General features: G+C 39.0%; 24 protein-coding genes. 10 read left to right on the top strand and 14 right to left on the bottom strand.

Translation table 11 applies throughout. The features are described 5' to 3' along the window. Positions 1–42: 42 nt before the first annotated feature. A complete protein-coding gene (locus EWU23_RS04460) occupies positions 43–2454 on the bottom strand; it encodes a TonB-dependent receptor domain-containing protein (RefSeq protein ID WP_166229274.1) in 2412 nt (803 codons plus the stop codon). Positions 2455–2682: 228 nt separating this feature from the next. Here EWU23_RS04460 and EWU23_RS04455 point away from each other — a divergent pair, with 228 nt between their 5' ends. Further along, positions 2683–3174: a hypothetical protein gene (locus EWU23_RS04455; RefSeq protein WP_166229272.1), complete on the top strand. Its 492-nt coding sequence runs from the start codon at positions 2683–2685 to the stop codon at positions 3172–3174. 63 nt (positions 3175–3237) lie between these two features. Continuing rightward, a complete protein-coding gene (locus EWU23_RS04450; RefSeq protein WP_166229270.1) occupies positions 3238–4080 on the top strand; it encodes a VOC family protein in 843 nt (280 codons plus the stop codon). Here EWU23_RS04450 and EWU23_RS04445 read toward each other — a convergent pair whose 3' ends face one another. The 3 genes from EWU23_RS04445 to uxuA are packed head-to-tail and all read right to left on the bottom strand — an operon-like array spanning position 4081 to position 7318. Beyond that, positions 4081–5364: an MFS transporter gene (locus tag EWU23_RS04445; protein WP_166229268.1), complete on the bottom strand. Its 1284-nt coding sequence runs from the start codon at positions 5362–5364 to the stop codon at positions 4081–4083. After that, the gene (locus EWU23_RS04440; RefSeq protein ID WP_166229266.1) at positions 5364–6122 is read right to left on the bottom strand and encodes an SDR family NAD(P)-dependent oxidoreductase; all 759 of its coding nucleotides are present in this window, start codon (positions 6120–6122) and stop codon (positions 5364–5366) included. The genes EWU23_RS04445 and EWU23_RS04440 overlap by 1 nt, the downstream gene beginning before the upstream one ends. Before the next feature lie 14 nt (positions 6123–6136). Further along, positions 6137–7318: a mannonate dehydratase gene (uxuA, locus tag EWU23_RS04435; RefSeq protein WP_166229264.1), complete on the bottom strand. Its 1182-nt coding sequence runs from the start codon at positions 7316–7318 to the stop codon at positions 6137–6139. Between the two features lie 169 nt (positions 7319–7487). On the opposite strand from uxuA, the gene EWU23_RS04430 reads away from it, so the two are divergent. Then, on the top strand, positions 7488–8696 hold the full coding sequence (locus EWU23_RS04430) for a LacI family DNA-binding transcriptional regulator (protein ID WP_317164291.1): 1209 nt from the start codon (positions 7488–7490) through the stop codon (positions 8694–8696). Here the strand turns inward: EWU23_RS04430 and EWU23_RS04425 are convergent. The 5 genes from EWU23_RS04425 to EWU23_RS04405 all read right to left on the bottom strand — a co-directional run bounded on the left by EWU23_RS04425 (position 8693) and on the right by EWU23_RS04405 (position 13318). Continuing rightward, positions 8693–9571 (bottom strand): alpha/beta hydrolase, encoded by an 879-nt coding sequence (locus EWU23_RS04425; protein ID WP_166229262.1) that lies wholly within the window; start codon positions 9569–9571, stop codon positions 8693–8695. The two genes, EWU23_RS04430 and EWU23_RS04425, sit on opposite strands and share 4 nt — an antisense overlap. A gap of 7 nt (positions 9572–9578) precedes the next feature. Further along, positions 9579–10577 carry a ThuA domain-containing protein gene (locus tag EWU23_RS04420; protein WP_205753093.1) on the bottom strand — a complete coding sequence of 333 codons (999 nt, stop codon included), beginning with the start codon at positions 10575–10577 and terminating at the stop codon, positions 9579–9581. Between the two features lie 115 nt (positions 10578–10692). Then, positions 10693–11421: a superoxide dismutase gene (locus EWU23_RS04415; RefSeq protein ID WP_166229258.1), complete on the bottom strand. Its 729-nt coding sequence runs from the start codon at positions 11419–11421 to the stop codon at positions 10693–10695. 122 nt (positions 11422–11543) lie between these two features. Further along, entirely contained in the window at positions 11544–11996 is a 453-nt protein-coding gene (locus EWU23_RS04410) for a nuclear transport factor 2 family protein (protein WP_166229256.1), read from the bottom strand. A 62-nt stretch (positions 11997–12058) separates the two neighbouring features. Then, positions 12059–13318, bottom strand: coding sequence for a YeiH family protein (locus tag EWU23_RS04405; protein WP_166229254.1), 1260 nt, complete (start codon positions 13316–13318; stop codon positions 12059–12061). A gap of 70 nt (positions 13319–13388) precedes the next feature. Here EWU23_RS04405 and EWU23_RS04400 point away from each other — a divergent pair, with 70 nt between their 5' ends. After that, positions 13389–14357: a glycoside hydrolase family 43 protein gene (locus tag EWU23_RS04400; RefSeq protein ID WP_166229252.1), complete on the top strand. Its 969-nt coding sequence runs from the start codon at positions 13389–13391 to the stop codon at positions 14355–14357. Positions 14358–14375: 18 nt separating this feature from the next. After that, a complete protein-coding gene (locus tag EWU23_RS04395) occupies positions 14376–14777 on the top strand; it encodes a hypothetical protein (protein ID WP_166229251.1) in 402 nt (133 codons plus the stop codon). 69 nt (positions 14778–14846) lie between these two features. On the opposite strand, the gene EWU23_RS04390 is transcribed toward EWU23_RS04395, so the two are convergent. The 3 genes from EWU23_RS04390 to EWU23_RS04380 all read right to left on the bottom strand — a co-directional run bounded on the left by EWU23_RS04390 (position 14847) and on the right by EWU23_RS04380 (position 16053). Further along, positions 14847–15047 carry a hypothetical protein gene (locus EWU23_RS04390; protein ID WP_166229249.1) on the bottom strand — a complete coding sequence of 67 codons (201 nt, stop codon included), beginning with the start codon at positions 15045–15047 and terminating at the stop codon, positions 14847–14849. Between the two features lie 95 nt (positions 15048–15142). Continuing rightward, positions 15143–15610 carry a GNAT family N-acetyltransferase gene (locus tag EWU23_RS04385; RefSeq protein WP_166229247.1) on the bottom strand — a complete coding sequence of 156 codons (468 nt, stop codon included), beginning with the start codon at positions 15608–15610 and terminating at the stop codon, positions 15143–15145. Next, the gene (locus EWU23_RS04380; protein ID WP_166229245.1) at positions 15607–16053 is read right to left on the bottom strand and encodes a DinB family protein; all 447 of its coding nucleotides are present in this window, start codon (positions 16051–16053) and stop codon (positions 15607–15609) included. Before EWU23_RS04380 ends, EWU23_RS04385 begins: the two co-directional genes overlap by 4 nt. Positions 16054–16168: 115 nt before the next feature. Here EWU23_RS04380 and EWU23_RS04375 point away from each other — a divergent pair, with 115 nt between their 5' ends. The 5 genes from EWU23_RS04375 (at position 16169) to EWU23_RS04355 (ending at position 23678) form a co-directional block, all read left to right on the top strand. Next, complete coding sequence (locus EWU23_RS04375) at positions 16169–17233, top strand: DUF3500 domain-containing protein (protein WP_166229243.1); 1065 nt, start codon at positions 16169–16171, stop codon at positions 17231–17233. Between the two features lie 81 nt (positions 17234–17314). Then, positions 17315–18805 (top strand): nucleoside hydrolase-like domain-containing protein, encoded by a 1491-nt coding sequence (locus EWU23_RS04370; RefSeq protein ID WP_166229240.1) that lies wholly within the window; start codon positions 17315–17317, stop codon positions 18803–18805. A gap of 171 nt (positions 18806–18976) precedes the next feature. Then, positions 18977–19612, top strand: a complete 636-nt coding sequence (locus EWU23_RS04365) for a 3-keto-disaccharide hydrolase (protein WP_166229238.1) — start codon at positions 18977–18979, stop codon at positions 19610–19612. A gap of 21 nt (positions 19613–19633) precedes the next feature. Continuing rightward, positions 19634–22489, top strand: a complete 2856-nt coding sequence (locus EWU23_RS04360; protein ID WP_449500860.1) for a PVC-type heme-binding CxxCH protein — start codon at positions 19634–19636, stop codon at positions 22487–22489. A 7-nt stretch (positions 22490–22496) separates the two neighbouring features. Next, positions 22497–23678, top strand: a complete 1182-nt coding sequence (locus EWU23_RS04355) for an FG-GAP repeat domain-containing protein (protein WP_166229234.1) — start codon at positions 22497–22499, stop codon at positions 23676–23678. A gap of 13 nt (positions 23679–23691) precedes the next feature. Here the strand turns inward: EWU23_RS04355 and EWU23_RS04350 are convergent, their stop codons facing one another. Both EWU23_RS04350 and EWU23_RS04345 read right to left on the bottom strand, forming a co-directional pair. Further along, positions 23692–24099: a GNAT family N-acetyltransferase gene (locus EWU23_RS04350; RefSeq protein WP_166229232.1), complete on the bottom strand. Its 408-nt coding sequence runs from the start codon at positions 24097–24099 to the stop codon at positions 23692–23694. A gap of 5 nt (positions 24100–24104) precedes the next feature. Further along, positions 24105–26198, bottom strand: coding sequence for an outer membrane protein assembly factor BamB family protein (locus EWU23_RS04345; RefSeq protein ID WP_166229230.1), 2094 nt, complete (start codon positions 26196–26198; stop codon positions 24105–24107). Positions 26199–26401 lie beyond the last annotated feature (203 nt).

Genomic DNA, 26401 nt, shown 5'->3' with positions numbered 1-26401 from the left:
GACTGACATGTATCAGTCGGCTATTTTTGTTTCATTATGAGCTTAAAATTTCCATTGATATCCAGCTCTAATAACTTGCGTTTCATAATAATCTGAAGACAACATACGGAAACCTTTGGCTAATATATCTTTATGTATGACCATGGTATTGAATAGATCGCTAGCATTAATAAAATATTCTCCCTTTCCATTTTTTTGCGCTTTCTTAATTCCAACATCAAAGCTAAACCGCTGACCAATTCTGCCTTGTGGAATAAGGTCAGGTGCTAAATAAATAGCAGAAAATTGCACATTCCATTGATTCGGTAAATGAAAAAATCCGTTCCACTTAGCGCTTCCTGAAAAAATTTCATCTTGCCCAGAAGTATAGGTTGTAGGAATAGGATATTGATTATATACAGAAAAAGAATTTATCTGATTTTGATACGCATTCAAATTAAGGTTAAAGGAAAAAGCTTTCGATAGTTCTTGAGAAAGAACGATTTCAAGCCCCAAATTGGAACTCTTTCCAGCATTCTGCATGATATGATAAATCAAGGTATTGCCTGGAATGGTCGTTGCTATTCGGGTTATAGTTGCATCGGCTAATCGTTGATAAATAGCCGTATACAAATATCCCCTATTAATACTTGATTTATACGCTATTTCCATCGTATTAGTAAACTGCGGTTTCAAGGCAGGATTTCCCACCTTAACAATTTCTGCATCATCGTATTTCGGAAATACACGAATATCCAATTCCGCAGGTCGATCCACACGTCGACTAAAGAAAAAAGATAATTTATTATTCTCATTAAGTTTATATCCTAGACGAACATTGGGGAAAGGTTGTACATACTGATAGCCATCACTTTTATAGGTATTATGCTTAGGATCAATATCATACTTGACCGTAACGTACTCCATCCTCAAACCTGCCTCCACTTCATATTTCTCATTTTCAAGGATATAATTACTATAAATGGCTGGAATAATTTCTTTATAATCAGCCCAACCTCCCGCAGTTACATCGAGTGGAGAATTTAATCCTGGAATAAATAGCATACTCGTAGGAATAAAACGATAGCGATACTTTAAACCCGCCTCCACTCTTCCCCACTTCAAAGGCCTAACATAATCAACATTCAAATCCGTAACATGTTCATCCGACATTAATTTAAATGCATCCAACCCTGTATAACTTGGATAAATATTGGTAAAAAAATACTTTTCATCTTCCTGATGCCAGGTGTAATTCAAGCTGAAATTGATGACGTGACCAGGCTGCTCAAATCGATGCTGAAAATTATTCATGGCAGTTACTGTTGTTTTCAATTCATCCTCCAAAAACTGCCATAACCTCCTTCTCTCTGTCAAATTTTGATTAAAAAATGGTTCGTCCCCATCATCCAATATTTTTTCACTACTAAACAAAATGGATGAATTAAATGAATTTTGCTCATTCATTTTCCAGTCAAGACCTCCCATAAAAGTTCCTATAGTCGTTCTCCTATTTCGTTTCGTTTGCTGTTGAATTATTTCACCTGAATCATAGGTCCTTGTTACAAATTCATTTTTATTTAATGTGGGTGTATAATTAAAGTCTCCTTGCATAAACAGGTTCACATTTTTCTTGCTATAATTAAGAGAAAGCGATGGATTTAGTTTGGGTGTGGCTTGAAACTGCGGTCGAATACTGGGTAAATTCTCTTTTTTTATTCCTAAAGCTCCTAATCCTGCACTCAATCCTATCTTCCCATTAAATCCTTCTTGCTTACTTTTCTTAAATATAATATTGATGATACCTGCATTTCCATTCGCATCATACTTAGCAGAAGGATTATTGATAATTTCAATTTTTTCAATGGCCGAAGAAGGAATATTGTCTAGCCCAGATTGAGCACCAAAACCCGTAAGAGCAGTTTGCTTACCATCTACTAAAACTGCCACCTGTGAACTTCCACGTAAATTCAGTTTACCATCTTGAACTGTAATTCCTGGTAAACTTTGCATCACTTGCAAAACAGATCCTCCAGCCTGCGAACTACTATTTTCCAGCGTATAACTCTTTTTATCTAGCTTGTTTTCAATTTCGTCGCGCTTTGCTGTAACGATTACCTCCTGCAATTGCTGTTGATTTGGAATTAGTTCAATCGTTGAGACATCGAGAAACTCAGTTAAACTCCCAACAAATATATTTTGCTTTTTTAACAGATAACCCACCATACTTATCTGTAAATAATAATTGCCAGGCTTTATATTACTAATACGAAATCTACCAGTTGCATCACTGATGGTTCCTTGAACAAAGCTGCTATCCTTTGATTTCTTTAATAAGACATTGCTATAAACTATCGAACTTCCATTTCCTTGATCTTTCAAAACTCCTGACAATGTAACTTGGGAAACCTGTGATTTTACGGAAAAAACGATACTACAAAGTAGTAAAAATAGAATGGCGAATTTATTAGGCATTTTTCTTATATAAAGGTCTTCAAGTTAACTCCAATAAATACAGATACAAATATAATCTAAGAAGTATAGACCAATCCTCCCATATAATTTTTAGCATCCATCATCTTTAAAATAAATCCCCATGGATATTAATTATTACCAATTATCAAGCTTTTAACATGGTTGATTCCAATTCATTTGCTATATTTACATATATCTATATAAACCATAGACTTTATATTTTGTGTTATGAAGAACGTATTATACTTCACTATGCTACTATTCTCAATCCCTACATTGGCCCAAGAACAATTCCCTAAGCTAGCAGGTCATGTGGGCATCGCTCATTCCATCATCACGGTTTCAGATGGTAGCACTTCAGGCAATTTTGGCAATTCTTATTCCGTCGGATTTCCCATAGCCCTCAATATCTGGAAAACAGAAAAGGTGGGATTTTCATTTGAAGTAATCCCTGCCATTCGAAGTGAAAATGGGAGTCACAAAATGAATAATGTTACTTTTCACCCTGGTATCCTGTATCGATTGGGGAAAGGCTACACTTTTGCAGGACGTGCGGCATTTGAGACAAGTGGACGCTATGGCTTTACCCCTGTTTTTAATAAGGTCCTTAAAAAAAATAAATTCAGCAATTATTACCTAGCCGTTCCCATTCCGATTCGATTCGGAAATGATCGACCTGTTTCCGCGAATTTGACTGTTCAATTAGGAATAGCCTTCTAAAAATGATGCGTTTCTAAAATTATTTTCGTAAAATTCCTGTGTCTAACAATTAACATGGGATTTATGACAAGCTCTATTCAAACTTGTTTGTGGTTTAAACAAACTGCTCAAGAAGCAAGGGAATTTTACCAATCGATTTTTGAGGATTTTGTTGTACAATCTGAAAATCCCATGGTCAGTTCTGTTCGAATACATGGACGAAATTTCACCTTTTTAGGAGGAGCCAAACATGTTTCATTTAATCCTTCTATTTCCTTTTTTCTCATTTTTCATTCCAAAGAAGAGCTAGAGAAAAAATGGCACGCCTTATCAAATGAGGGTAAAACTTTAATGGAATTGAACAGCTATCCTTGGAGTAGCCAATACGGATGGTGCGAAGATACAAATGGTATTAGTTGGCAATTGATGATTCATGATACACTTCCCGATAAAATCATCCCAGCACTATTATTTACCCAACACAATAATGGTAAGGCTGAAAAAGCCATTCAATATTACACCTCTTTAATCCCACATTCTCAGATCAATTTATTGGATAGATACGTCAAAGGAAGTGGCGATGAAGAGGGCAATATTCAACATGCTCAATTTTTGTTAGCGGGTCAGACCTTTATTGCTTTTGAAAGCTCATATATGCATCAATTCATCTTCAATGATGCCATTTCATTTGTTATAACTTGCCAAAATCAAGCAGAAATTGATTTCTACTGGGATAGCTTTATCCGAGATGGAGGAAGCCCAAGTAAGTGTGGCTGGCTCAAAGATCCCTTTGGTGTTTCTTGGCAAATCATTCCTGAAAATATGGGGCGATTGATGCGTAATTCTAATAATTCCACATTCATGAACGTGTTCATGAACATGGAGAAAATTGACATTAATGCCCTCGAAAATGCCAGCAAACTTTAATTATTCCTTACTAGGTTTCCCTACTGGCGACATTCTCGGCGAAATAAAATGAATGAGTAACCATGCCAATAAATAAGCTGATCCACAAATCAGGAAGATCAAATTATATCCTCCAGACAAATTATCATTGGCTTTATACGTGTCTAAAATGATACCAATAAAATAAGGAAAAATAACCCCGCCCAAGGATCCCGCTAATCCCCCAATACCTACCACTGAACTAATCGCATTTTTAGGAAACATATCCGAAACCGAGGTAAATATATTGGCCGACCATGCCTGATGTGCCGATGCAGCAATACTTATTAATATAACCGCTTGCCAGATGTCCGTGGCCCAACGAGCCGAAATGATAGGTAAGGCTAATAAGGCAAAGAATAACATGGCTGTTTTTCTGGCTTTGTAAACCGGCCACCCTTTCCGCATTAACCAACCAGGAATATATCCTCCACCAATACTACCAATCGACGTACAAGTGAACAAAACGGCTAAATGTATACTGGGTTTTTTTAGATCTAAAGAGAATGTAGAGGAGAAATAAGACGGCAACCAAAAAAGAAAAAACCACCAAATGGGATCCGTAAAAAACTTCCCAACGATGAACACCCAGGTTTGTGGAATGGTAAACAATTTTTTCCAAGCAATAGGCGTATTATCTACATGGTCATCTTCCAAGATATAGTCTAAGTCGGCCTGACTAACCCCTTTCTTTTTACTAGGTATTTCATAGAAAATCCACCAAAAAATAAGCCAAATAAAGCCAATGGCTCCTGTAATTATAAATGCTTCTTGCCAGCCATAGGCTCCCAATAACCAAGGAACCATAATCGGTGCGACCATCGCTCCAATATTAGCCCCAGAGTTAAATATCCCTGTAGCAAAGGCTCGTTCTTTTTTGGGAAACCATTCTGCTATGGATTTAATGGCCGCTGGAAAATTCCCTGCCTCTCCTAATCCTAAAACTGCCCTTGCAGCTCCAAAGCCAAATGACGTTTTGGCCAAAGCATGAAACATGGCAGCAATAGACCAAATAATGATAGAAATCGTATAGCCCAATTTAGAGCCGATTTGATCAATGATCTTTCCAAAAAATAGCAAGCCAACGGCATAAGAGGCCGTAAAGCACATCACAATAAAACTGTAATCCGTTTCTGACCAATTTAGCTCCTTTTCTAAGGTTGGCTTTAGTAATCCAATCACTTGTCTATCCAAGTAATTGATGGTTGTAGCAAAAAACAATAAGGCGACCACTACCCAGCGAAAATTTCCTACTTTTTCTTTCATTAGAATCCGATTGAATTGCCCCCATCTACGGGAATTGAAACACCTGTAATATATCCAGCAGCATCTGAGGCTAAAAATACGGCCGTCCATGCTACGTCTTCTGGCTTACCAAAATAGCCCATGGGAGTTCTATCCATGGCCTTATGTTTACGGTCAGGGTCTGAATTCATAGCCGTTTTACTCATCGCTGTTTCAATAAACCCTGGGGCAATGGCATTAACACGTACTCCATGTGCTGACCATTCTGAAGCCAATACCCGAACCAAACCATACAAGCCTGATTTTGAAGAAGCATAAGCTGCCACTCGATCTATCCCATAATATGCCGCCATGGATGAAATCATGATGATGGACCCCGATTTTCTTTCCAACATATGTTTGCCTACTTCTCGACTCAACACAAACACGGCATTTAAATTGACTTGAATAATTTGAGCAAAATCATCGTTTGACACATCTACCGCTGGACGTTTCATGTTGATTCCGGCATTATTCACCAGGATATCAATTTTCCCATGTGATTGGATGATATCAGCCACTAAACTAGGAGTAGCATTGACATCAGCCATATCATGAACAAAATAAAATGCCCCTACCCCAAGGTTATGGACTGCCTCTTGAAGGACACTTTCTCTTCTGCCCGTTATGATGACATTAGCTCCACTGGCCAACATACATTTTGCCATATCATATCCGATACCCGTTCCTCCTCCTGTAATTAAAGCCACCTTACCGGCCAATGAAAATTTGTTCTCCATCTTCTATTAATTCGTTATATCATTCGAGCAATGGCCAATTCCATGCCTCGTATTTCTGCTAAGCCTCTCAAACGACCAATAGCCGAATAACCAGGATAGGTTTTTTTATGTAAATCATCTAGCATTTGATGACCATGATCTGGGCGCATGGGGATTTGTTCCCCTCCTCTTCTTATTTCCTCTTCCTGAATGGCCAGAATGACTTCAAACATGGGTACATCTCCTGCCAAATGCGGTGCTTCATGAAAAATCAGAGGATCTTCTTGTTCTCTTTTGGTCGTTCTTAAATGAACAAAATGAATCCGATCGGCAAATCTTCGGATCATAGAAGGCAAATTATTGTCGGGTCTAACTCCCAATGAACCTGTACAAAAGGTAATGCCATTTGCTCGAACTGGAGAAGCCTCCATCAAAGAGGCTAGGTCGCTCTCTGTACTCACCACTCTCGGCAATCCCAATAATGGGAATGGAGGGTCGTCGGGATGAATGCACAAATTAATTCCCAATTCCTGAGCTACAGGTGCCACTTGCTGAATAAAATAATGCAAGTTTTCGCGTAAAGCATCAGGGCCAATCTCTTGGTATTGGTCTAATAAGCTTTGAAAATTTTCTAGATGAAAAGCCTCTTCAGAGCCTGGTAAACCCAATAAAACGGTATTTTGCAATTCTTCTTTTTCGGCATTAGACATAACTTCAAATTTCAATTGAGCAAGCTCTTGAACTGCTTTTGAATAATCCGATGCGGCCTTTGGCCTTTTCAATATGAACAAATCAAAAATAGCAAAATCTGTCCATACAAAACGAAGTGCCTTAGCCCCATCAGGCATCTCGAAATCGAGCTTAGTTCTGGACCAATCCAATACGGGCATGAAATTATAACAAACTGTTTTTATTCCTTTAGCTGCCAAATTCCTCAAGGATTTTCGATAGTTCTCAATGTATTGCTCTCTTTCGGGTAAAGCTTTTTTGATAGCTTCATGTACAGGTAAACTCTCCACTACAGACCAGTGCAATGGTGTATACTGATGATTTCCTTGCTCAATAATATCAATCCGTTCTTGAATAGCTTCTTTTGACCAAATTTCCCCCACGGCTATTTGATGCAAAGCAGTAACTACACCTGTGCATCCCGCCTGACGAATATCCATTAAAGAAACTGGGTCATGTGGCCCAAACCAACGCATGGTATGTAGCATGATTCTATGAGGTTATTTCTCGTAAAAAGTCAATAATAGCATCATTATACTGATAGCCTGTTAATATATTTTTCAAACATAAAATATGCTTTTATCAGGAAAATGTCCTAATTTGAGCTTAATATAGGGGTTTTATCTCAAATAAAGTCTTCGTAAACGTTACCGATAGGTGTCGAAATTCTTTGAAATATTATACGTTCCATTTAAACCTATTACCAAAAAATTGGAAACCTGTCCTAAATGCTCCACTCAAACTTTCGTCATTCAGGCAGGAATGATTCGAGGAAAAGTTCGTTTTCATTGCAAAACATGTGATTATCATTTTACCCAAGAACATCCTGAAAAAGCCAGTCCACAAAAACAGGTTCATACCACTATCAAGGACATCGCGAATATCATGGGTGTTTCCATCGCTACTGTTTCAAGAGCTTTAAACAATAAATCGGATATCAGTCCAAAGACCCGAGACGCCATTCAAAAGTTGGCCTTGGAACTCGACTATAATCCCAATTTATTTGCCAAAGGTTTTCAGCGAGGAGAAACCAAAACGATTGGGGTGGTCATCCCTAATATTAAAAGACCCTTTTTTGCGGGTGTCTTATCGGGAATTCAGGAAGTTGCGAATGAGCATGGTTATCGTGTCATGATTTGCCAATCCAACGAATCTTATGAGACAGAAGTTACCAATATTCAAGGGCTTTTAGCGAGCCATGTCGATGGTCTTTTAATTTCTCATTCCAAAGAAACAACCTGTTTCAACCAAATAAAAAATCTATTTGAAAAAGGTTTACCTATGGTCCATTTTGATCGAATTTGTACCGAGGTAGAAACCCCTAAAATCAGACAAGAGGATTTTGAAGGAGCTTATCAATTAGTGGAGCATTTGATCCAACAAGGATATCAACGCATTGCTATTTTAGCCGGGCCGCCTGAATTATTGATCAGTCAAAAAAGAAAAGAAGGATATATTAGTGCTTTGGAAAAGCATGGATTGCCTGTAAAATCAGAGTACATGGTTCATGGAGATTTCAGTAAAGAGTTTGCTTTGGCGAGTGTGGATGCATGGCAACAATTACCCGAGCCACCTGACGCCATTTTTGCCATTCATTATTTAAATGCCGTTGAAATCATTCAATATTCCAAAGAGCTTGGCATTGAAATACCTAAACAAATAGGGATTGTTGGTTTTGGCGATGAATATTTAGCTGAGATTGTAGATCCCGCTTTGACTGTTTTTCACTTATTCCCTCAAAAAGTAGGTGAAGTAGCCGCTTCTTTACTTTTTGATGTTATTTCAAAGAAACATGTGAGTCAACAAGAAGATGTGTTGGTCCAAGGGCAACTCATCATTCGCAAATCTTCTTTGAAAAAGGCTTAAGGAATATATTGGTGGAAACGCAACCAATGCTCGAAATCCACCGTCCAATGATCAGAAGGTGTATTCATTTTTCGCATACCAAAACCATGCCCCCCTTTTGTATACATGTGCAATTCAGCAGGCTGTTTAGCCTTCAGCCATTCCAAATACAATTCGACAGAATGTGGCGCTAATCCTAGATTATCGTCACTGGCTGCTGCAATAAAAATGGGGATTCGAGTACTGGGAATTTGAGTGCCTAACACGGCCTTTTTATATAAATAAATGGGGGCAACAAAATTAGGACGATTCGCTTCTGTGGCTGTTTGTAACACCGACATGGTTAACGTGCCTCCCGCAGAAAAGCCCATAAATCCGATCTTTTGAGGATTCAAGCCCCAAGTTGGGGCATGTTGCCGAACATATTCCATAGCCATTAATCCGTCTTTGGTGGCTAATTCCACTACAGGAGCATTGATTGCATCCAATTTGTTAAAATCTTGCATCTTAGCACTTAGTTCTTTTACTGGATCATTGCTTAACATATGAACAACCCGGTATTTTAACACAAAAGCTGTAATTCCCCGTTGATTCAACCATTTAGCTACCTCAATACCTTCGCTATCGATGGATAATATATGAAAAGCTCCACCTGGAGCTACAATGACGGATGTCCCATTAGCTTTGGATTTCTCTGGGAAATACGCTGTAATACTGGGCTCCACCACATTATACACCAATCGAGTATTAAAACCATTGGAGCTACTTTCTGCCTCTTTCCAATCCCAAGACTCTGAGCCTGGAGCTTTGTCTGAATAAAGAGAAAACCTTTCTTGTGAATAGGCAAAACTGATATTCAGAGAAAGCAAAAAGCAAAGGAAATGAACTCGCTTCATTGAATGCTTATTTCGTGTATTCACGTTTAGAAGAAACATCCGCTTTGGGAAAATCGGCTGGAATTGGGATATCAACTTTCCCTGTAGCAGCCCATTGCGCTCCTCTTAATAAAGTAGTGATAAAACCTACGCAAGAAACCGAATAATCAGCATGGCCCATGGGTGTATGAAATACCCTTCCTTTACCAAATTGGGTCACAATCAACATAGGTTCATGTCGACCCGTCCCTCTATTTTCTTTCGCAGAAAAAGCAGTACCTAAAATTTCCATATTGACTGCTGGGCCACGTAAGCGATCATACATTTCATCTTGGCTGTGCATCCAAGTTAAAGGCATGTCTTTCGTGATCGGGTGATTGGCGTTACGAAGGGTAATTTGATATTCCTTTTGCGGTCCATGCGAACCCGCTCTTCCTGCCTGTGTATCTTTGACCAATTTCCCTTCCAAATCATAATAGACATAAGGTCCATCCTTCTCTGTCCGATCGCCCCATCCTCCTAAACCAATCATTTCATTGTATGCGGGCCATTGAGGAAAGGAATTATCAGCGGCATGAATAACTACTAGACCTCCCCCTTTTTTCATGAATTTCTCAAAATCAACTTGAGTTTCTGCTGGCCAAGGAGCGGCATTCCAACCAAAATTACATATCACTAAATCATAGTCTGAGAATTTGGGATGAAAACTAGAATCGGCCTTGGGTTTGGGCAATGAAACGGTATTTTCGAGACCTGGCAACATATATTTGGGAATCAAATCTGCCGCATTCCAAGTGAAATGAGACCTTTGTACATCCACTTTAAATTTGCCAGATTGCTCTAAAAAATCCTTCATCATAAACGTGATTTTCGGCCATTGATCATGGTTATTTTGTCCATCAACAATCAGCGTACGAATCACTTTGGATTTAGCTACAGGTTTAGAGAGGGCATAAGTGGACTCTATTCTTGAAATGAAAATGAGAAAAAGAGCAAAAATTAAAAAGAAAGGCTTGGAGAATTTCATCATTGATTTTAAGATTTATAAAAATAATGGGATTATTTCAAACGCTATTTATTAAAATTTAAGGAAACAAAGAATACTAAATCAAAATTCTCTCTTTTGACATTCATTCGAATCCTTATTGAGTTAACTTCAAAGCATTACTTAAACGCTGGGCTACATTATCCCAATTAATGATTTGGAACATGGTATCCACAAAATCTGCTCGCTTGTTTTTATATTTCAAATAATAGGCATGCTCCCAAACATCAATCACCAATAAAGGAATGCAACCCCACTGTGTCAACTTTTCGTGATTTTCGCATTGCAAAACAACTAGAGAGTTTGAATAAGGTTGGTAGGCCAATATTCCCCAGCCATTTCCATCCAAATTTTTTGAAGTTTCTGCTAAAAGAGCTAACATACGATCTAAACTACCAAATGATTTCTCGATTCTGTTCAATAAATCTCCCGTAGGACTTAGCTTTTTATTGGTCAGATTAGTCCAAAAAATAGAATGCAAAATATGAGAAGAAAAATGCAGGGTTAGCTTTTTAGTCCAGAAATCAACGGTCTCTAAATTATTTTCATCCAGGGCCTTTTTAATCATTTGAAGGTCTTTGTTGGCACCTTTAACCGCGCCTCCATGATGAAACGTATAATGCAAATGAACCGTTTCAGCATCCATATAGGGCTCTAAAAAACTTTCTTGATAAGGAAGGTTTTGAAGGATATAATTCCCTTGTGCATCCACTAATTTATCCATGTCATTGCTGACCAGATTTTGATTAAATGCCATGGCATGAATAGAGCTTACAGAGCCTGCTGTCCATAATGCCGTTGATTGAATAAATTCTGATCTTTTCATGTGGTAACTTATTTGTTTAGGATTTTCCATTAATCAGGAAGCCAAGGCTTGCATCAATTACTGGGCATTTTTTTGAAAAATACCCATTTATATCTCAATGAGAAGCTTTGGCAAAATTTTACCTAATGATCATAGCTTACCACTCTCGATATTTTCCAATGCCCTTGATCATTTTTCCAAATCATTAAAAACTTAAATTCTCCTACTTCTAATTTCCCATTTTCAACATGCGAAAAAGTATGTCGACCAATATGAATAGCCCCATAATCTTTAATTGGATGAACCTCTAAAGTCCCTGGAACTAATTTTCGAGTTAATACATAGTCTCGGTTAAATATATTTTGAAAATTAGAAATAACCGTTTCATATTGAAGCAGGCCACCATTATCCTGAAACCACTCTAAATCGGATGTAAAGAATTGTTTAAAAGTGGGCATATCTCGCTGATTATACGCATGAAACATCGCACTATCCAAACGGGCAATTTGTTGATGTAATTCAACAGGTTTGCTTTGCTGTGCCCTAGAACTCCAACAAATAATCCAAAAAAAGCATATGCCAAGTAAAATTTTCATAGTTTGTCAATAACGATTAAATTCAAAGAAATTCAACTCTTTCCTGAACAGTTCCAACAATTTTATTTAAACAGGAAATAAGCAATTCCCAAGGTTACAACAACATTAAATCCTTGGGCGATTAAGAAGGCATATAAAGGTTTTTTGCCTTCGCTACTAAACAAATCTGCAAACTTTGTTTCTAAACCAATGCTCGTAAATGCTAAAGCAAACCACAGTCCCTGAAGGGATTTCAAACCACCTTTTACTTCTGAAATAATATCTCCAGAAATGACAAAGGAAAATAACAAAGAAGCTGCCACAAAACCAATCACAAATTTAGGGAAACGCTCCCAAATGATGCCTAAGCTTGGCTTAGATTCTTTAACTACTTCCGACTGATTATTGGTATAAGTCCAATAGATCGAAATTCCGAATGCCGCTAAACCTAAAAGAACATTCTGTGAAAATTTAACAATGGTACTAATTTTCAAAGCCTCTTCTCCAATCAATGAACCTGAAGCAATAACCGCCCCTGTGGTATCGATGGTTCCTCCTAACCAAGCACCCGTTACCGCTTCTGACAATCCCAAAGCTTTCGCGATGATGGGCATAAAAATAATCATGGGAATGGCTGTAATAAGAACGATGGAAATAACATAAGAAAGTTTCTTGGAGTCTCCTTTGATAGCACCAGCTGTAGCAATGGCGGCTGAAACACCACAAATAGAAACAGCACTTGAGATAATAATGGCCATTTCCTCGTCAATTCCCATTTTTTTAGAAACCCAAAATGCAAAATACCACACAGAAACTACCACCAAAAGAGCTTGAATTAATCCCAATGATCCGGCCTTTAAAATATCTCCAAAAATGATACTAGTTCCTAATAAGACCAATCCAATTTTAACAAATAATTCCGTTGATAGAGACTCTCTTAACCAATCAGGAATGTTTGAAAAATTACTGATCATTAAACCAATGGATAAGCTAAAAATAACCGCTTCTAAATTCCAATTTTTTAGGAATGAATTCCCAGCTAAGATGAGAGCCAAAGTTGTTAAAATAAATACAATAGGAAATCCTTTGGCAGTGGCTATTACATCCTTTCCTAAGGTTTTGGTGGCCAATATAGCGATGGCATAGACCCATAAAAATAATTTAGTAACGTTCCATAAATTGGAAGTACTCACTACCTTTTCAAGCAATTCACTTGAGTTTTCCCAAGCAAATGTGGGGCTAGGAATTTTTATTCCAAAAAGGGCTAAGGCAATAATTAAGAATCCAAAGACCACGACGGTCCAGTCTTCTGTTAAACTAAAGGTAGATTTACTAGTTGACATAGTTGAATGATAAGTTTAGGTAAATTAAAAGAGTATTTTAACTTTGCCCAGACAAGTTATTAAAAACTCTATGAAACTACTATACTATTCGATATTTTTAATTCTTTTTCATCCGGTTCAGGCCCAACAAAAAACATCAGGAAATCCCATCTTCCCTGGCTGGTATGCGGATCCAGAAGCCATCATTTTCAATAAGCAATATTGGATATACCCCACTTATTCGGATGTATATCAAAAGCAGGTATTCTTCGATGCCTTTTCTTCCAAAGACCTGGTTCATTGGAAAAAGCATGCAACAATCGTAGATACATCTGCTATCAAATGGGCGAAAAAAGCCATGTGGGCGCCTGCGATTGTACAAAAAGACAAAAAATATTATTTGTTTTTTGGAGCCAACGACATCCAGAATAATCAGGAAACGGGAGGGATTGGAGTAGCTGTCGCCAAAAAGCCCCAAGGACCATTCAAGGATTTAATTGGAAAACCTTTGATCAGTCAATTTCATCATGGGGCCCAACCTATCGACCAATTTGTATTTAAAGATAAGGACGGACAATACTACCTCATTTATGGCGGATGGAAGCATTGCAACATAGCCCGATTAAGCCCAGATTTCAAATCCATCATCCCTTTTGAAGATGGGAAAATGTTTAAAGAAATTACTCCAAGCGGATATGTGGAAGGGCCATTCATGTTTATCCGAAATAATAAATACTATTTCATGTGGAGTGAAGGTGGCTGGACAGGCCCTAACTATTCGGTAGCCTATGCTGTAGCGGATAGTCCTTTTGGCCCATTTGAAAGAAAAGAAAAAATCTTAAAACAAGACCCACAGGTAGCCACGGGTGCCGGGCATCATTCCGTCATTCAAGTACCTAATACAGATCAGTGGTATATGGTGTATCACCGAAGACCCTTGGATGAAACGGATAGAAATCACCGTGTAACTTGCATGGAACCGATGTATTTTGATGATAAAGGGGATATTTTACCTGTAAAACTTAGTTTTGAAGGAGTGAAGGCACAAAAAATCAACTGATATTAAAGATATCAAGATATGAAAAAATGGATCTCATTTACGCTTGCTGTACGGATCTTTTTAGGATTCATTTTTTTGGCTATTCTGTTTCATTTGTTAGTCATCGCAGGCTTGGTGGCTCCTGATATCGTATGGGGGGGCCGCGTACAAAGTCAACATGAGCTAATCAAAATGGAATCCATTTCCCTATTCATCTTGGTCTTTATGGCGCTAGTCATTGCCATAAAAGCGCGTTGGGTTTTCTTCAATATTGGGAAAGTAGCAGACTATGTAATTTGGCTCATTCCTCTCCTATTTTTCTTGAACACCTTGGGAAATACGCAGGCATTAAATGCCATGGAAAGATTCATCTTTACGCCGATCACTTTGGTTTTGGCTTTAATTAGTTTACGAATAGCCGTGGAGAAAAATAGTTTTTGACTTGAGCAATTAAGAAGTCCAAAAATTCACTCCTTAAATTCAATAATTGGTTAATACTCAAAATTGAAATTATAATTCCTCAGCATAATGCCTTAAAGATTTTTCGTAAGCTTCATTGATCATTTCTCTAGATATTTCACGTACTCTTATAATTCCATTTAAATTCGTTTTTACTACGATAATACCCTTGTAATTATGCATTTTATTAAAATCCACACCTTTGCTATTCGCCCTTCTAATTGACTCTGTTGTTACTTTTAAAATGCTCATTTAATCGGATCTAATTAGTTTTTCGAAAATACTATAAATTTCCTACCAAAAAATTCATCCTCTTAATTTTAATATCTCAAAATGAAAAATACCAACTAACTTATATCTAGACACATTTTAATATCAGCTCTTTGGTAAATTACAGGCCCTAAATCCATTTCCTTAAAACCAAATTTTCGGTACATATCCACGGCCCTTTCCAGTCGTCGATTCGAGTAAATAATAATCTGTTTGATTCCCGCTTTTATTGCAAAATCCAAACAATATTCCATCAATAATTTACCAATACCTAAGCCCTGAAAATTCTCAGATACGGCCATTTTAGTCAATTCAAAGCATGTTTCATCGGTTTTCATCAAGGACACTGTCCCCACAATTTCATCCTCATACCAAGCATAAAAAATTTCTCCGCCAGGTGCTAAAATCACCTCCTCGGGTTTAGATAAAACCTCCCGATCTATCTCTTCCACATGGAAATACTTTTCCAACCATTCCACATTCAATCTCCGAATGGCATCTCGATAGGCTGGCTCAAAATGGGTAATACGAATTTGACTCATCATTTATCCAATAAGCGTCGATGATAATTAATTTGTCCCAAATGATAGCCTAAATGAACCGCCAAATGAATAAAATAATATCCTGATCTCATGGAATGATCAAATACGGGCATCGGGTAATCCTCCTCCAATTGTTCCTGACTAATGGTGGGCAAAACCCGCTTTAACATGGCTTCGGTTTCAGCTATCATAAAGAGTAATTGCTCTCTTGGAACAGCCTTTTCAGAAAACTCCTTTTCTCGATCTCTCACATAGCCCGTATTGCCATACACAGAACCAAAGTAGGTTTGTAAATTCCCAATCAAATGCAAACATAAATTGCCTGCGGAATTAGAAACAGCCCCCTCTACTTTCCATAAATTGGCCTCATCTTGATACTGGGAAATCTCCGTTTTTAAACGGTTTAAATCTCGAGTAAAAAGCTTCAATACATCTTCTGTTATCATTTTCAATATGCTTAGGTGTTAAAAATCAAATATAGAATAAAATAGAATGCTAAAATGCAGAGGATTGCATTAGTATCTTAATTAAAAATGAATACTTTTAACAAAATTCCTTACCATGAAAACAAAATCAATCTACCTGCTTATTGCTCTAATTTTACCTTTGAGCCTATTTTCGCAAAATAGCGATCGCATTCATCAAGCGACCAAGGCCTTTTTAGTGACCTTAAATCAGGATGAACTCAAAAAAGTAAACTACTCTTTTCAGGATAGTTTACGAAAAAAATGGACCAATCTCCCAGTGGGTATGGTTCCAAGACCCGGCATTCAATATGGCTCGCTTTCCGACAAAAGTAGACTGGCTTTTCACCGAGTGTTAAGTGCATTATTGAGTTCTCAAGGTTACTTAAAAACTACCAGCATCATGCAGCTGGATGATATTTTAAACACCTTATATCAAGAGGCATACGATAAAGGTGAAATCAAAAAGGAGTTCTTAACCCAAATGCAAAAATTAAATTGGGCACACGGAAATTATTACATTTCTATTTTTGGTAAACCGGGAGATGCCCCTTGGGGAATGAATTTTGGAGGTCATCACATGGCACTCAGCCTCACTTCAGATGGCAAAAAAATAAGCATGTCGCCCTATTTCATTGGTACAGATCCGTCCGAAGTGAAATCATCTAAGTATGCAGGTTTACGGGTTTTAAGTAAGGAAGAAGATTATGGTTTTATGTTGATCAATATGCTCAGCGATAATCAAAAATCGAAAGCCATCTTACAACAAGCCGTTCCTAAAGACATCATTACTTCCCCTAATAGTCAACAGCGTATCGACTCCTATTATGGGATTGCTGTAAAAGAATTTACCGATGCCCAAAAGGCGATGTTAAAAATTCTGATTCAAGAATACATCCACAATTTTGAACATGAAAAATCACATCAAATGATGGACAAAATCGCCGCTACAGGCATGGATAAAATCCACTTTGCTTGGGTGGGCAGCTTAGAAAATAATAAGTCGCATTATTACATCATCAACGGGCCCGATTTTTTAATTGAATACGACAATGTCGGATTCCAAAATGATGGAAATCACATTCATGCTATCTTACGAGAAAAAGGGAATGATTTTGGTGCAGATTTATTGAAAATGCACTACCTTGAGTCAAAACATTGATTAAGTGGATTATATTTGATCATTAGCATTTGTAAATAAAGCCAAAACACGTCCATTAAATTCAAATACTCCTTTCATAAAATGAGAAAAACCTTCTTTTTTATGCTCTGCTTGGGACTATTCACGCCCATATTTGCCAAAGAAAATCTACCAAGGACCATTGTCACGACAGATGGGGAAATTGATGATGTGGATACTTTCATTCGGATGCTATTGTATTCCAATGAATTTCACCTAGAAGGTTTGGTTTACTCCAGCTCCATGTGGCACTATAAAGGTGATGGAAAAGGTACTTTGTTTACTTCCGAAATGGAGATGACCAAGAAAATGTATGGAGCCAAAACCGACCTTCGCTGGCCGGGTGTCAACTGGATTCAGGATTTATTGAATGCCTATGGCGAAGTTTATCCCAAACTAAGTCAGCACTCCAAAAACTATCCCATTCCAGCATATTTACATAGTTTAGTGAAAGTCGGGAACATTGACTTTGAGGGGGAAATGGATAAAATCACCCCTGGGTCCGAATGGATTAAAGAAAAATTACTAGACAATGACCCTGAAGCTATTTTTTTGCAAGCGTGGGGAGGAACAAACACCATTGCTAGGGCATTAAAATCCATTGAAGAAGCCTATTCCAAACAAAAAGATTGGCCCATCATTCAAGAAAAAGTAGCTAAAAAAGCCATCATCTATACGGTCATGGACCAAGATGCCACCTATAAAAAGTATATCGGTCTACATTGGCCAAAAATTCGAGTATTTTACAATGCCCATCAGTTTGGAAGTTTTGCCTACCCATGGAAAAGAATCATGCCCAAAGCAGCTCAGCCTTATTTTGAAGGACCCTATATGTCAAAGAACATCATCTTAAATCACGGACCCTTATTGAAGATGTATTATGCTTATGGCGATGGTCAAAAACAAGCGGGAGATGATGAGCACATTCACGGAGATCCAAACAAACTGAAAAATGCTCAATGGGGTAATTTTGTTCCTTATGATTTTATTTCCGAAGGCGATTCCCCTGCATTTTTACATTTGGTAGAGGTTGGCTTAAATAATTTACATAACCCCACTTATGGCGGTTGGGGTGGCCGTTTTGCGCAAGCAAAAGATAATCCATATCGATACGAGGACAATGAAGAGGCTGCTGATTTCAATCCTGAATTAGGAAAATTGGATATTAATTATGCTCAAACGCGTTGGCTCATAGCACTTCAACAAGATTTCGCCGCTCGGGCCAACTGGTGCATTAAGGACTTTAAAGACGCAAACCATGCTCCGCAAATTACCGTGAGAGAAGGAATGAAAGTATATGCCAAAGCGGGACAAAAAATCACCTTAAACCTGTTTGCTCTTGATCCTGATAAAAACGATGTTGCCCTTATTGCTTGGCCTTATAAAGAAGCTGGAAGTGGTGCAGCAGACATTCAAGTATCTGGAAACAAAGCGCTAGTCAAAATTCCTGATACCGCTAAACATGGTGAGACTTACCATGTGATTATTGAAGGAAAAGACAATGGAACTCCATCCCTCACGGGATATCGTAGAGTAGTGGTTCACATTCTATAAAATCAAATTTGCACGGTTTCAATAAAAAATAGCACATTCTTGGGCTTGTTTAGGTTTAAGCTATGATTTTTTCTCTTATATTGAGATTCGAATTAAGCTAAACCTAAAAAATGAATCTACGCATCCTGACTCACATAAAAGTCTAAGGATTAATATGATTCCTTTCCCTCCATGAAATCATTGATCTGGATAGGATTCCTATCTTTCGTCTGTATTCCACTTTGTTTCGCACAAGGTCCTAAGACCATCGCATTATTTGATGGAAAAACGTTCCATGGCTGGGAAGGAGATACCCTTCATACCTGGCGTATTGAAAACGGCATGCTGATGGGAGGTTCACTAGAAACCACCGTTCCTCACAATAACTTCTTGTGCACGAAAAAAATCTATTCCAATTTTATCCTTAAACTCAAAATCAAGCTGACAGGTGACCAAGGTTTTATTAATTCCGGAGTTCAATTTCGTAGTCAGCGTTTAAAAGACCCAGCTTACGAGATGATCGGATACCAAGCGGATTTTGGAAAAGATTATTGGGCTAGTTTATATGATGAATCCAGAAGGAATAAAACCTTAGTAAAACCCAATGATCAAGAGGTACTAACTTGGATCAAAATCAATGATTGGAATGACTATGAAATCAAAGCCATCAATCATCAAATTCGATTATACATCAATGGTCACATGAGTGTGGATTATACAGAAACGGATGCCTCCATTCCTCAATCTGGCTTCATTGGAATACAAATCCATGGAGGAGGAAAGGCACAAGTCGCCGTAAAAGATATACGCATTCAAGAATTACCTTAAAACAATCTCTCTACCTCTATGATGAAGCCTTCTACCTATTTACTCGGTTTAATCCTATGTCTTTTTCTAAGTAATCCTGCCATAGCAAGCAGCAAAATGCTTGCTCAAACTGATAGTAGTAAAGTCGACTTTGACTACACCTTAGAAGCGACCATGTTAGGTTATTTTTCAAAAGATGGTACGCGAAATCCGACATTAAAAGCCAATAAAGGCAAAAAAGTACGCATTACGATTGTCAATGGGGAGCAAATGACGCATGATGTTTCCATGGAAAAACTGGGGATCAAGAGTGCTACTATTTTAGATAAAGGTTCTAGCACAAGCATCGTTTTTATTGCTCAATCAAACGACACCTATTTCTGCTCCATCCCAGGTCACCGTGCAGCCGGCATGGTGGGAAAATTTGAAGTGGTGGAAGGTGCCATTGGCAATGAATTAGTCAAAGGTATTCGCCCGTCCAAAAACGGAAAAACATTGAACTTGAATTTTGAATCAGGAACCCTAGCCGATTGGAAAGCGGAAGGAGATGCCTTTGCCAATCCTATTTTTGACCAAGATCCTTCACCCGTACATGATAAGACCATGAAAATTGGTCCTGAGGGAAGCCATTTCATCTCCAGTGGTGGCACAAAAAACTATGCATTTACAGGTACTTTAACCTCTGTACCCTTTAAAATCACACAGCCATTTGCTAGTTTTTGGGTTTCAGGAGGAGCATTGCAAGATACTCGTGTAGAATTGGTATTAGCCAAAAGCAAAAAAGTCATTTTCCGCTCCACAGGGCAAGGGCGAGCTACTTTACAACCTGTTGTGGCAAACGTTAAACCCTATTTGCAACAAGAAATCTTCATCCGCATCATCGACAATGAAACGGGTATCACGCCCATTCCTTACGTGGCACATGATAAACTAGCTCACATCAATTTTGACAACTTTCAGTTCCATGCCCTTCGGCCTAATTACCCCAATGAATTGCATCAAAAGGACATCATTGTGCTACCTCCTTTAGATCCTGTTCTGAATGCTGGACTTTCAGGTTTAAAGGCGGCCGAGGCCATGACTTTGCCCAAAGGCTTCAAAATTAATTTAGCTGCGGCAGAGCCTGACATTGTTCGTCCCATCAGTTTTACGATTGATGCCAAAGGAAGACTATGGGTGGTAGAAGGCCATACCTATCCCGTTCCTGCCCCGGAAGGACAAGGTAAAGACCGCATTCTGATTTTTGAAGATACGGATGGAAACGGAACCTTGGATAAAAGAAAAGTCTTCATGGAAGGCCTAAATTTAGTCAGCGGGATTGAAGTAGGCATGGGGGGCGTTTGGTTAGGAGCGGCTCCTTACCTATTATTCATCCCAACTGATTTCCAAACGGATAAACCCACTGGACCCATCCAAAAACTATTGGATGGCTGGGGCGTACATGATACCCATGAAGTGCTCAATAGCTTACGTTGGGGCCCCGATGGTTGGTTATATGGGAATCATGGGGTGTTTACCCATTCCAATGTAGGGAAACCAGGCGCCTCCGATCAGGAACGTACTAAAATCAATGCAGGTGTTTGGAGATTCCATCCCATCAGTCATCAGTTTGAGGTATTTGCAGAAGGAACGAGTAATCCTTGGGGAATCGACTTCAATGAGTATGGACATCCTTTCATTACGGTTTGTGTGATTCCGCATATGTTCCATATCATCCAAGGGGCACGATATGAGCGACAAGCCGGAAAACATTTTAATCCATATACCTACGAAGACATCAAAACCATTGCTGACCATCGGCATTATGTTGGAAACAGAGGCCCACATGCAGGTAATTTTCGCTCTGCATCTGCTGGGGGAGGTCATGCACATGCAGGTGCCATGATTTATTTGGGAGGAAATTCTTGGCCTAAAGAATTCCGAAATAATATCTTCATGAATAATATCAATGGCTCTCGATTAAACGTGGATCAACTCAATAGGCAAGGTTCGGGCTATAGTGCCTCACATAAAAAGGACTTCATTGTCATGAATGATGCTTGGTCGCAATGGCTCAACTTCAAATATGACCCAAGTGGTTCTGTTTTTGCCATCGATTGGTACGATAAAAATCAATGCCATAGTTCTAACCCCGACGTCCATGATAAAACGATGGGGAGAATTTTTAAAATCACCCATGAAAACGACAAATGGGTACAAGTGGATTTACATAAAGCGTCCGACATGGATTTAGTGAATTACCAGCTTCATGCCAATGAATGGTATGTCCGACAAGCGAGAACTATTTTACAAGAAAGAGGGCCAAATCCCCAAGTTCACGCAGCTTTGAAAAACATCATCGATAAAAACCCAGATGTGACCAGAAAATTGAGAGCCTTATGGACTTTACATGTGACAAAAGGTTTGACAGAAAAAGAGGTGGCCCAATTATTAACGAATCCAGACGAAAATATCCGAAGCTGGGCGATACAATTGGTCGCAGAAAAGAAGCAAGTTTCCGCTGATATTTTAGGTCAATTTGAGTCCATGGCTCGCACGGATAAGTCGGCACTAGTTCGGCTGTATTTAGTTTCAGCCTTATTGCGATTGGATCCTGCGCAGCGTTGGAATGTGTTGGATGTTTTAGTACAGAAAACAGAAGATCAAGCAGACCATAATTTACCTTTGATGCTTTGGTATGCTGCCGAACCTTTAGCGACTTTGGATGTAAAGCGCGCTCTTCAATTAGGTGTAAAAGCTAAAATGCCCAAGTTTTTAACCTACACCATTCAGCGAGTAGCTGCCTTGAAATCGGAAGAGGCCATTGCCTCCTTGAAGGAATTACAATCCAAATTAGGACATTCCCATGAGAACCATGAAGTGAGTATGTTATTGGATAAAGTATTGAGTCAAAAATAACCCAACGATGAAAAAATTTATCCCCATTTTAGGCATTGAATTGCTGCTATTATTTTTCATGCTGGCATTAAAGTCGCAGCCCCCATCCGACTTTAAGAAAACGAAAATAACGGGTGATTTTATCTCGGAAGGAGTGGCGGCTGGCGACTTAAATAAAGATGGAAAAATAGACATTATTGCGGGATATTACTGGTTTGAAGCTCCACATTGGGTCAAACATGAAATGGCACCGTCCAGAACCTTTGATCCAAGAAAAGAGTATTCGGAATCCTTTCTAAACCTTTGTTTGGATGTCAATTTAGACGGCTGGAAGGATGTAGTCATCGTTGATTTCCCTGGTAAAGCTGGATTTTGGTTTGAAAATCCCAAAAATAAAAGCGAACGTTGGACAAAACACATCATCGCCCAAGGAATGGGTATCAGCAATGAGTCTCCCGGATTTATTGATGTAGATCAAGATGGACGGTTGGATATTTTATGTGGAGATAAAGACAAAAAACAAATTGTTTGGCTTCAAGCACCTACCCAAAAAGGGGATACCTTATGGCAAAGGCATGCTTTAAGTCAAGAAAAAGTCCCTGGCACAGAAAGTTTCTCGCACGGTATCGGCATGGGAGATATCAACATGGATGGCTTGGCCGATGTAGTCATCAGAGAAGGCTGGTTTGAGGGCAAAAAAGATGTCAAATCAGGAGATTGGACTTTTCATCCGACGAATCTAGGAGAAGCTTGTTCTCACATGCAAGTGATGGACGTCAATGGGGATGGTAGAAACGATGTCGTCAGCGCATCGGCTCATGCTTTGGGGCTTTGGTGGCATGAGCAAATTTTGAATCAAGGAAAGATTAGCTTTAAAACTCATTTGATGAGTACGCGTACGGCTCAAACCCATGCATCGATCATGGCCGATTTAAACGGAGATGGTAGAAAAGAATACATTACGGGTAAGCGTTTTTTAGCGCATCATGGGCGAGATGCAGGGGATAGCGACCCCGCTCTACTTTTCTATGTAGAGTTTAATCAACAATATAGAGACCCAATATGGAAAGAATATTTGATCGATCAAGACTCGGGAGCGGGATTAAATATTACGGTGCTGGATGTCAATAAAGACAAAAAACCAGACATCATTATTTCGAACAAAAACGGGGTATTTTTATTTGAAAATCAAATCAAAAAGAAAAGATAAAATCAGGGGAAATTTAGGATATTCTTTTCTCCATTTTCACATATTCGATTCCATTTTTCAGGAAAGTTTCCCCCGCTTTTTTCATCCCAAATTTCTCATAAAATTGGGCCTTGGGAACGCGCGCATGACACCAAATCTGTTTTATATCCGATTGACTAAATTGTTCAAAAACATGGTTCAATAAAATAGAGCCATAGCCTTTCCCTTGATCCGATACAAGCGTGGCAAATTTCCTGAATTGGATACTTTGATGCTCCTTAAAAATCGAAATAACCGACTTCAATTGACCTGCATCGACTAACCCTAAATGAATTGCAGCATCATCGCCTGAGACCTTGACAAAATCCAGGTCTTTATCTGGCCACATGACTTCCTGACGAATCACTAATACTTGTTGGATCGGAATTTCTTGAATTTGCATGAAACTTAATTTAATGAAAAAGCAAGGTAGTGATCGCCCGATTTTGTTTTCAACTTGCCTCCACCACAAGCGATGACCACGTATTGCTTGCCATCTACCGCATACACAGAGGGCGAAGCATAACCCGCCGCTGGTAATTGATAACGCCATAACTCTTCCCCTGTCGCCCGATCAAAGGCCCTAATATATTCATCTTTGGTAGCCGCAATAAACACCAATCCACCTGCCGTAACCGCAGGTCCACCATAATTATCGGTCCCCGTTCTTAGTATTCCTTTAGCCATTAATTCTGGATATTCTCCCAAAGGCACTTGCCACAATCTTTTTCCCGAATGCATATTGATAGCGGTCAACGTGCCCCAAGGCGGCCGACTGACCGGATATCCATTTGAATCAAACCACCGATTATAGCCCGTCATCAAATAATCGGAAATGGACAAATGACTGGTGCCTTTTACGGCTATATTTTCTCCTTGAAGAAAAGCCCAAATCGCTTCTTTTTGTTCTTGACTGATATGCTGCAAGGAAGGCATTCTTCCGCGCCCTTGATTTAATAATTGCACAAAACTCTGTAAGTTATATTTCTTCTTTACCTGCAACAAAGAAGGTATCGACCCGTCTTCATTCCCTTGTTTATTTTGCCCATGACAGCTCATGCAATGTTGCTCATAAAGAACACTGGCCGTGGTCATTTTTAGGCTTTTGGTATTGGGGATCAAAGACGTGTATACCGGATTTTCTTTGGCAGGAATGTACATCACTTGATGTTCGTCTACCGCTGCTCCACCCCATTGTGCACCCCCATCAGTTCCCGGGAAAAAGATGGTTCTTTCCTTCCCTACAGGTATATAGGCATGCCCAGCTTTTGACAAGGCGAATTCCTTTTTGATTTCCTCAGGATTAGACAAGCTTGGATTAATGTCCTTTTCGAAAAAACTTTGTCGAGTAAATGGCTCAGGCCAAGTGGGGATAGGCTGGGTTTTAGATGCTAATTCACCAGGTACATCAGAAGCAGGAAAAGGAGTTTCTACGATGGGGAAAATGGGCTTACCTGTGACCCGATCAAACACAAACATAAAGCCTTGCTTGCTTAAGACAGAAACGACATCCTTCTTCTCTCCCCGAATAGTCAAGGAAAACAAATTAGGAGGCGCAGGAATATCCCGATCCCAAATGTCGTGGTGAACCGTCTGAAAATGCCAAAGCCTCTTTCCAGTGGTAGCGTCCAATGCCAACAGGCAATTAGCAAAAAGATTGTCGCCCTTTCTATTTCCCCCATAAAAATCAAAAGCCGCTGAGCCAGTAGGCGCATAGACAATTCCTCGTTTTTCATCCAAAGCCATCCCCATCCAGCTATTAGCGCCACCTAGATTTTTATAATTGTATTTCTCCCAAGTCGCATATCCGAATTGCCCCGGTCTAGGAATGGTCTGAAAGGTCCAGAGTAATTTTCCAGAAATGGCATCATAGCCTCGGATATCACCCAACAGAGCTGTAGCGGATTCGGAAACCCTAGTTCCTACAATCAGAATGTTCTTAAAAATGGTCACAGGCGTATTGAGGGAGACATATTCATCCGAACCTTCCCGCTGAATGCCAGGCAATAAATTGACTTTGCCATCCTGACCAAAGGTCGGTATGACTTTGCCCGTTTTGGCATCTAAAGCAAATAAATAGGACCCATAACCAAAAAAGATTCGCGATTTTTTGCCGTTGGACCAATAGCTTAGTCCTCGACTAGTGGTACTGTTCGTTTTAATCTTGATATTGGTCTTCCAAAGTTCCACCCCTGATTTAGCATCCAGCGCAAAAGCCTGGGTATTGGCAGAAACACCGTATAAAATCCCGTTGATGATGATGGGATTGCATTGCATTTGGGTGCCATTGGTGAGGGTATCCGCCCCACCCGCATCGTAATCCCAGGCTAGGGATAATTGACTTACATTGGAAGTATTAATCTGTTTTAAAGGAGAAAAATGATTGCGGTTATTGCCCCCATGATAGGCTGGCCAATCCACACGCATCCTATTTTGCCAAGAGGCAAATCCCAGCAATAATCCTAGGATGGATATACCCACCATGAACAGAAGCTTTTTCATTGGATTGGATTTTGTCAAATGTAAGGGTTTCGGGAGGAAAATAGATATGATGGGGTCAGGAAATGAATAGCTATGCTTGAGGATGTAGGATAGTTTGATTAGCATTAGAGGTTTAAATATGAAAGAACATAATGGGTAAGCTACCTTTTTACGGACCCGCTTTTTCAATTAATTTAAAAATTATGATTGTTTTTATTAACCCT

The organism is Aquirufa beregesia, assembly GCF_011090385.1.
In the GTDB taxonomy this organism is placed as follows: domain Bacteria; phylum Bacteroidota; class Bacteroidia; order Cytophagales; family Spirosomataceae; genus Aquirufa; species Aquirufa beregesia.
This window is presented reverse-complemented; position numbering and strand designations above follow the sequence as displayed.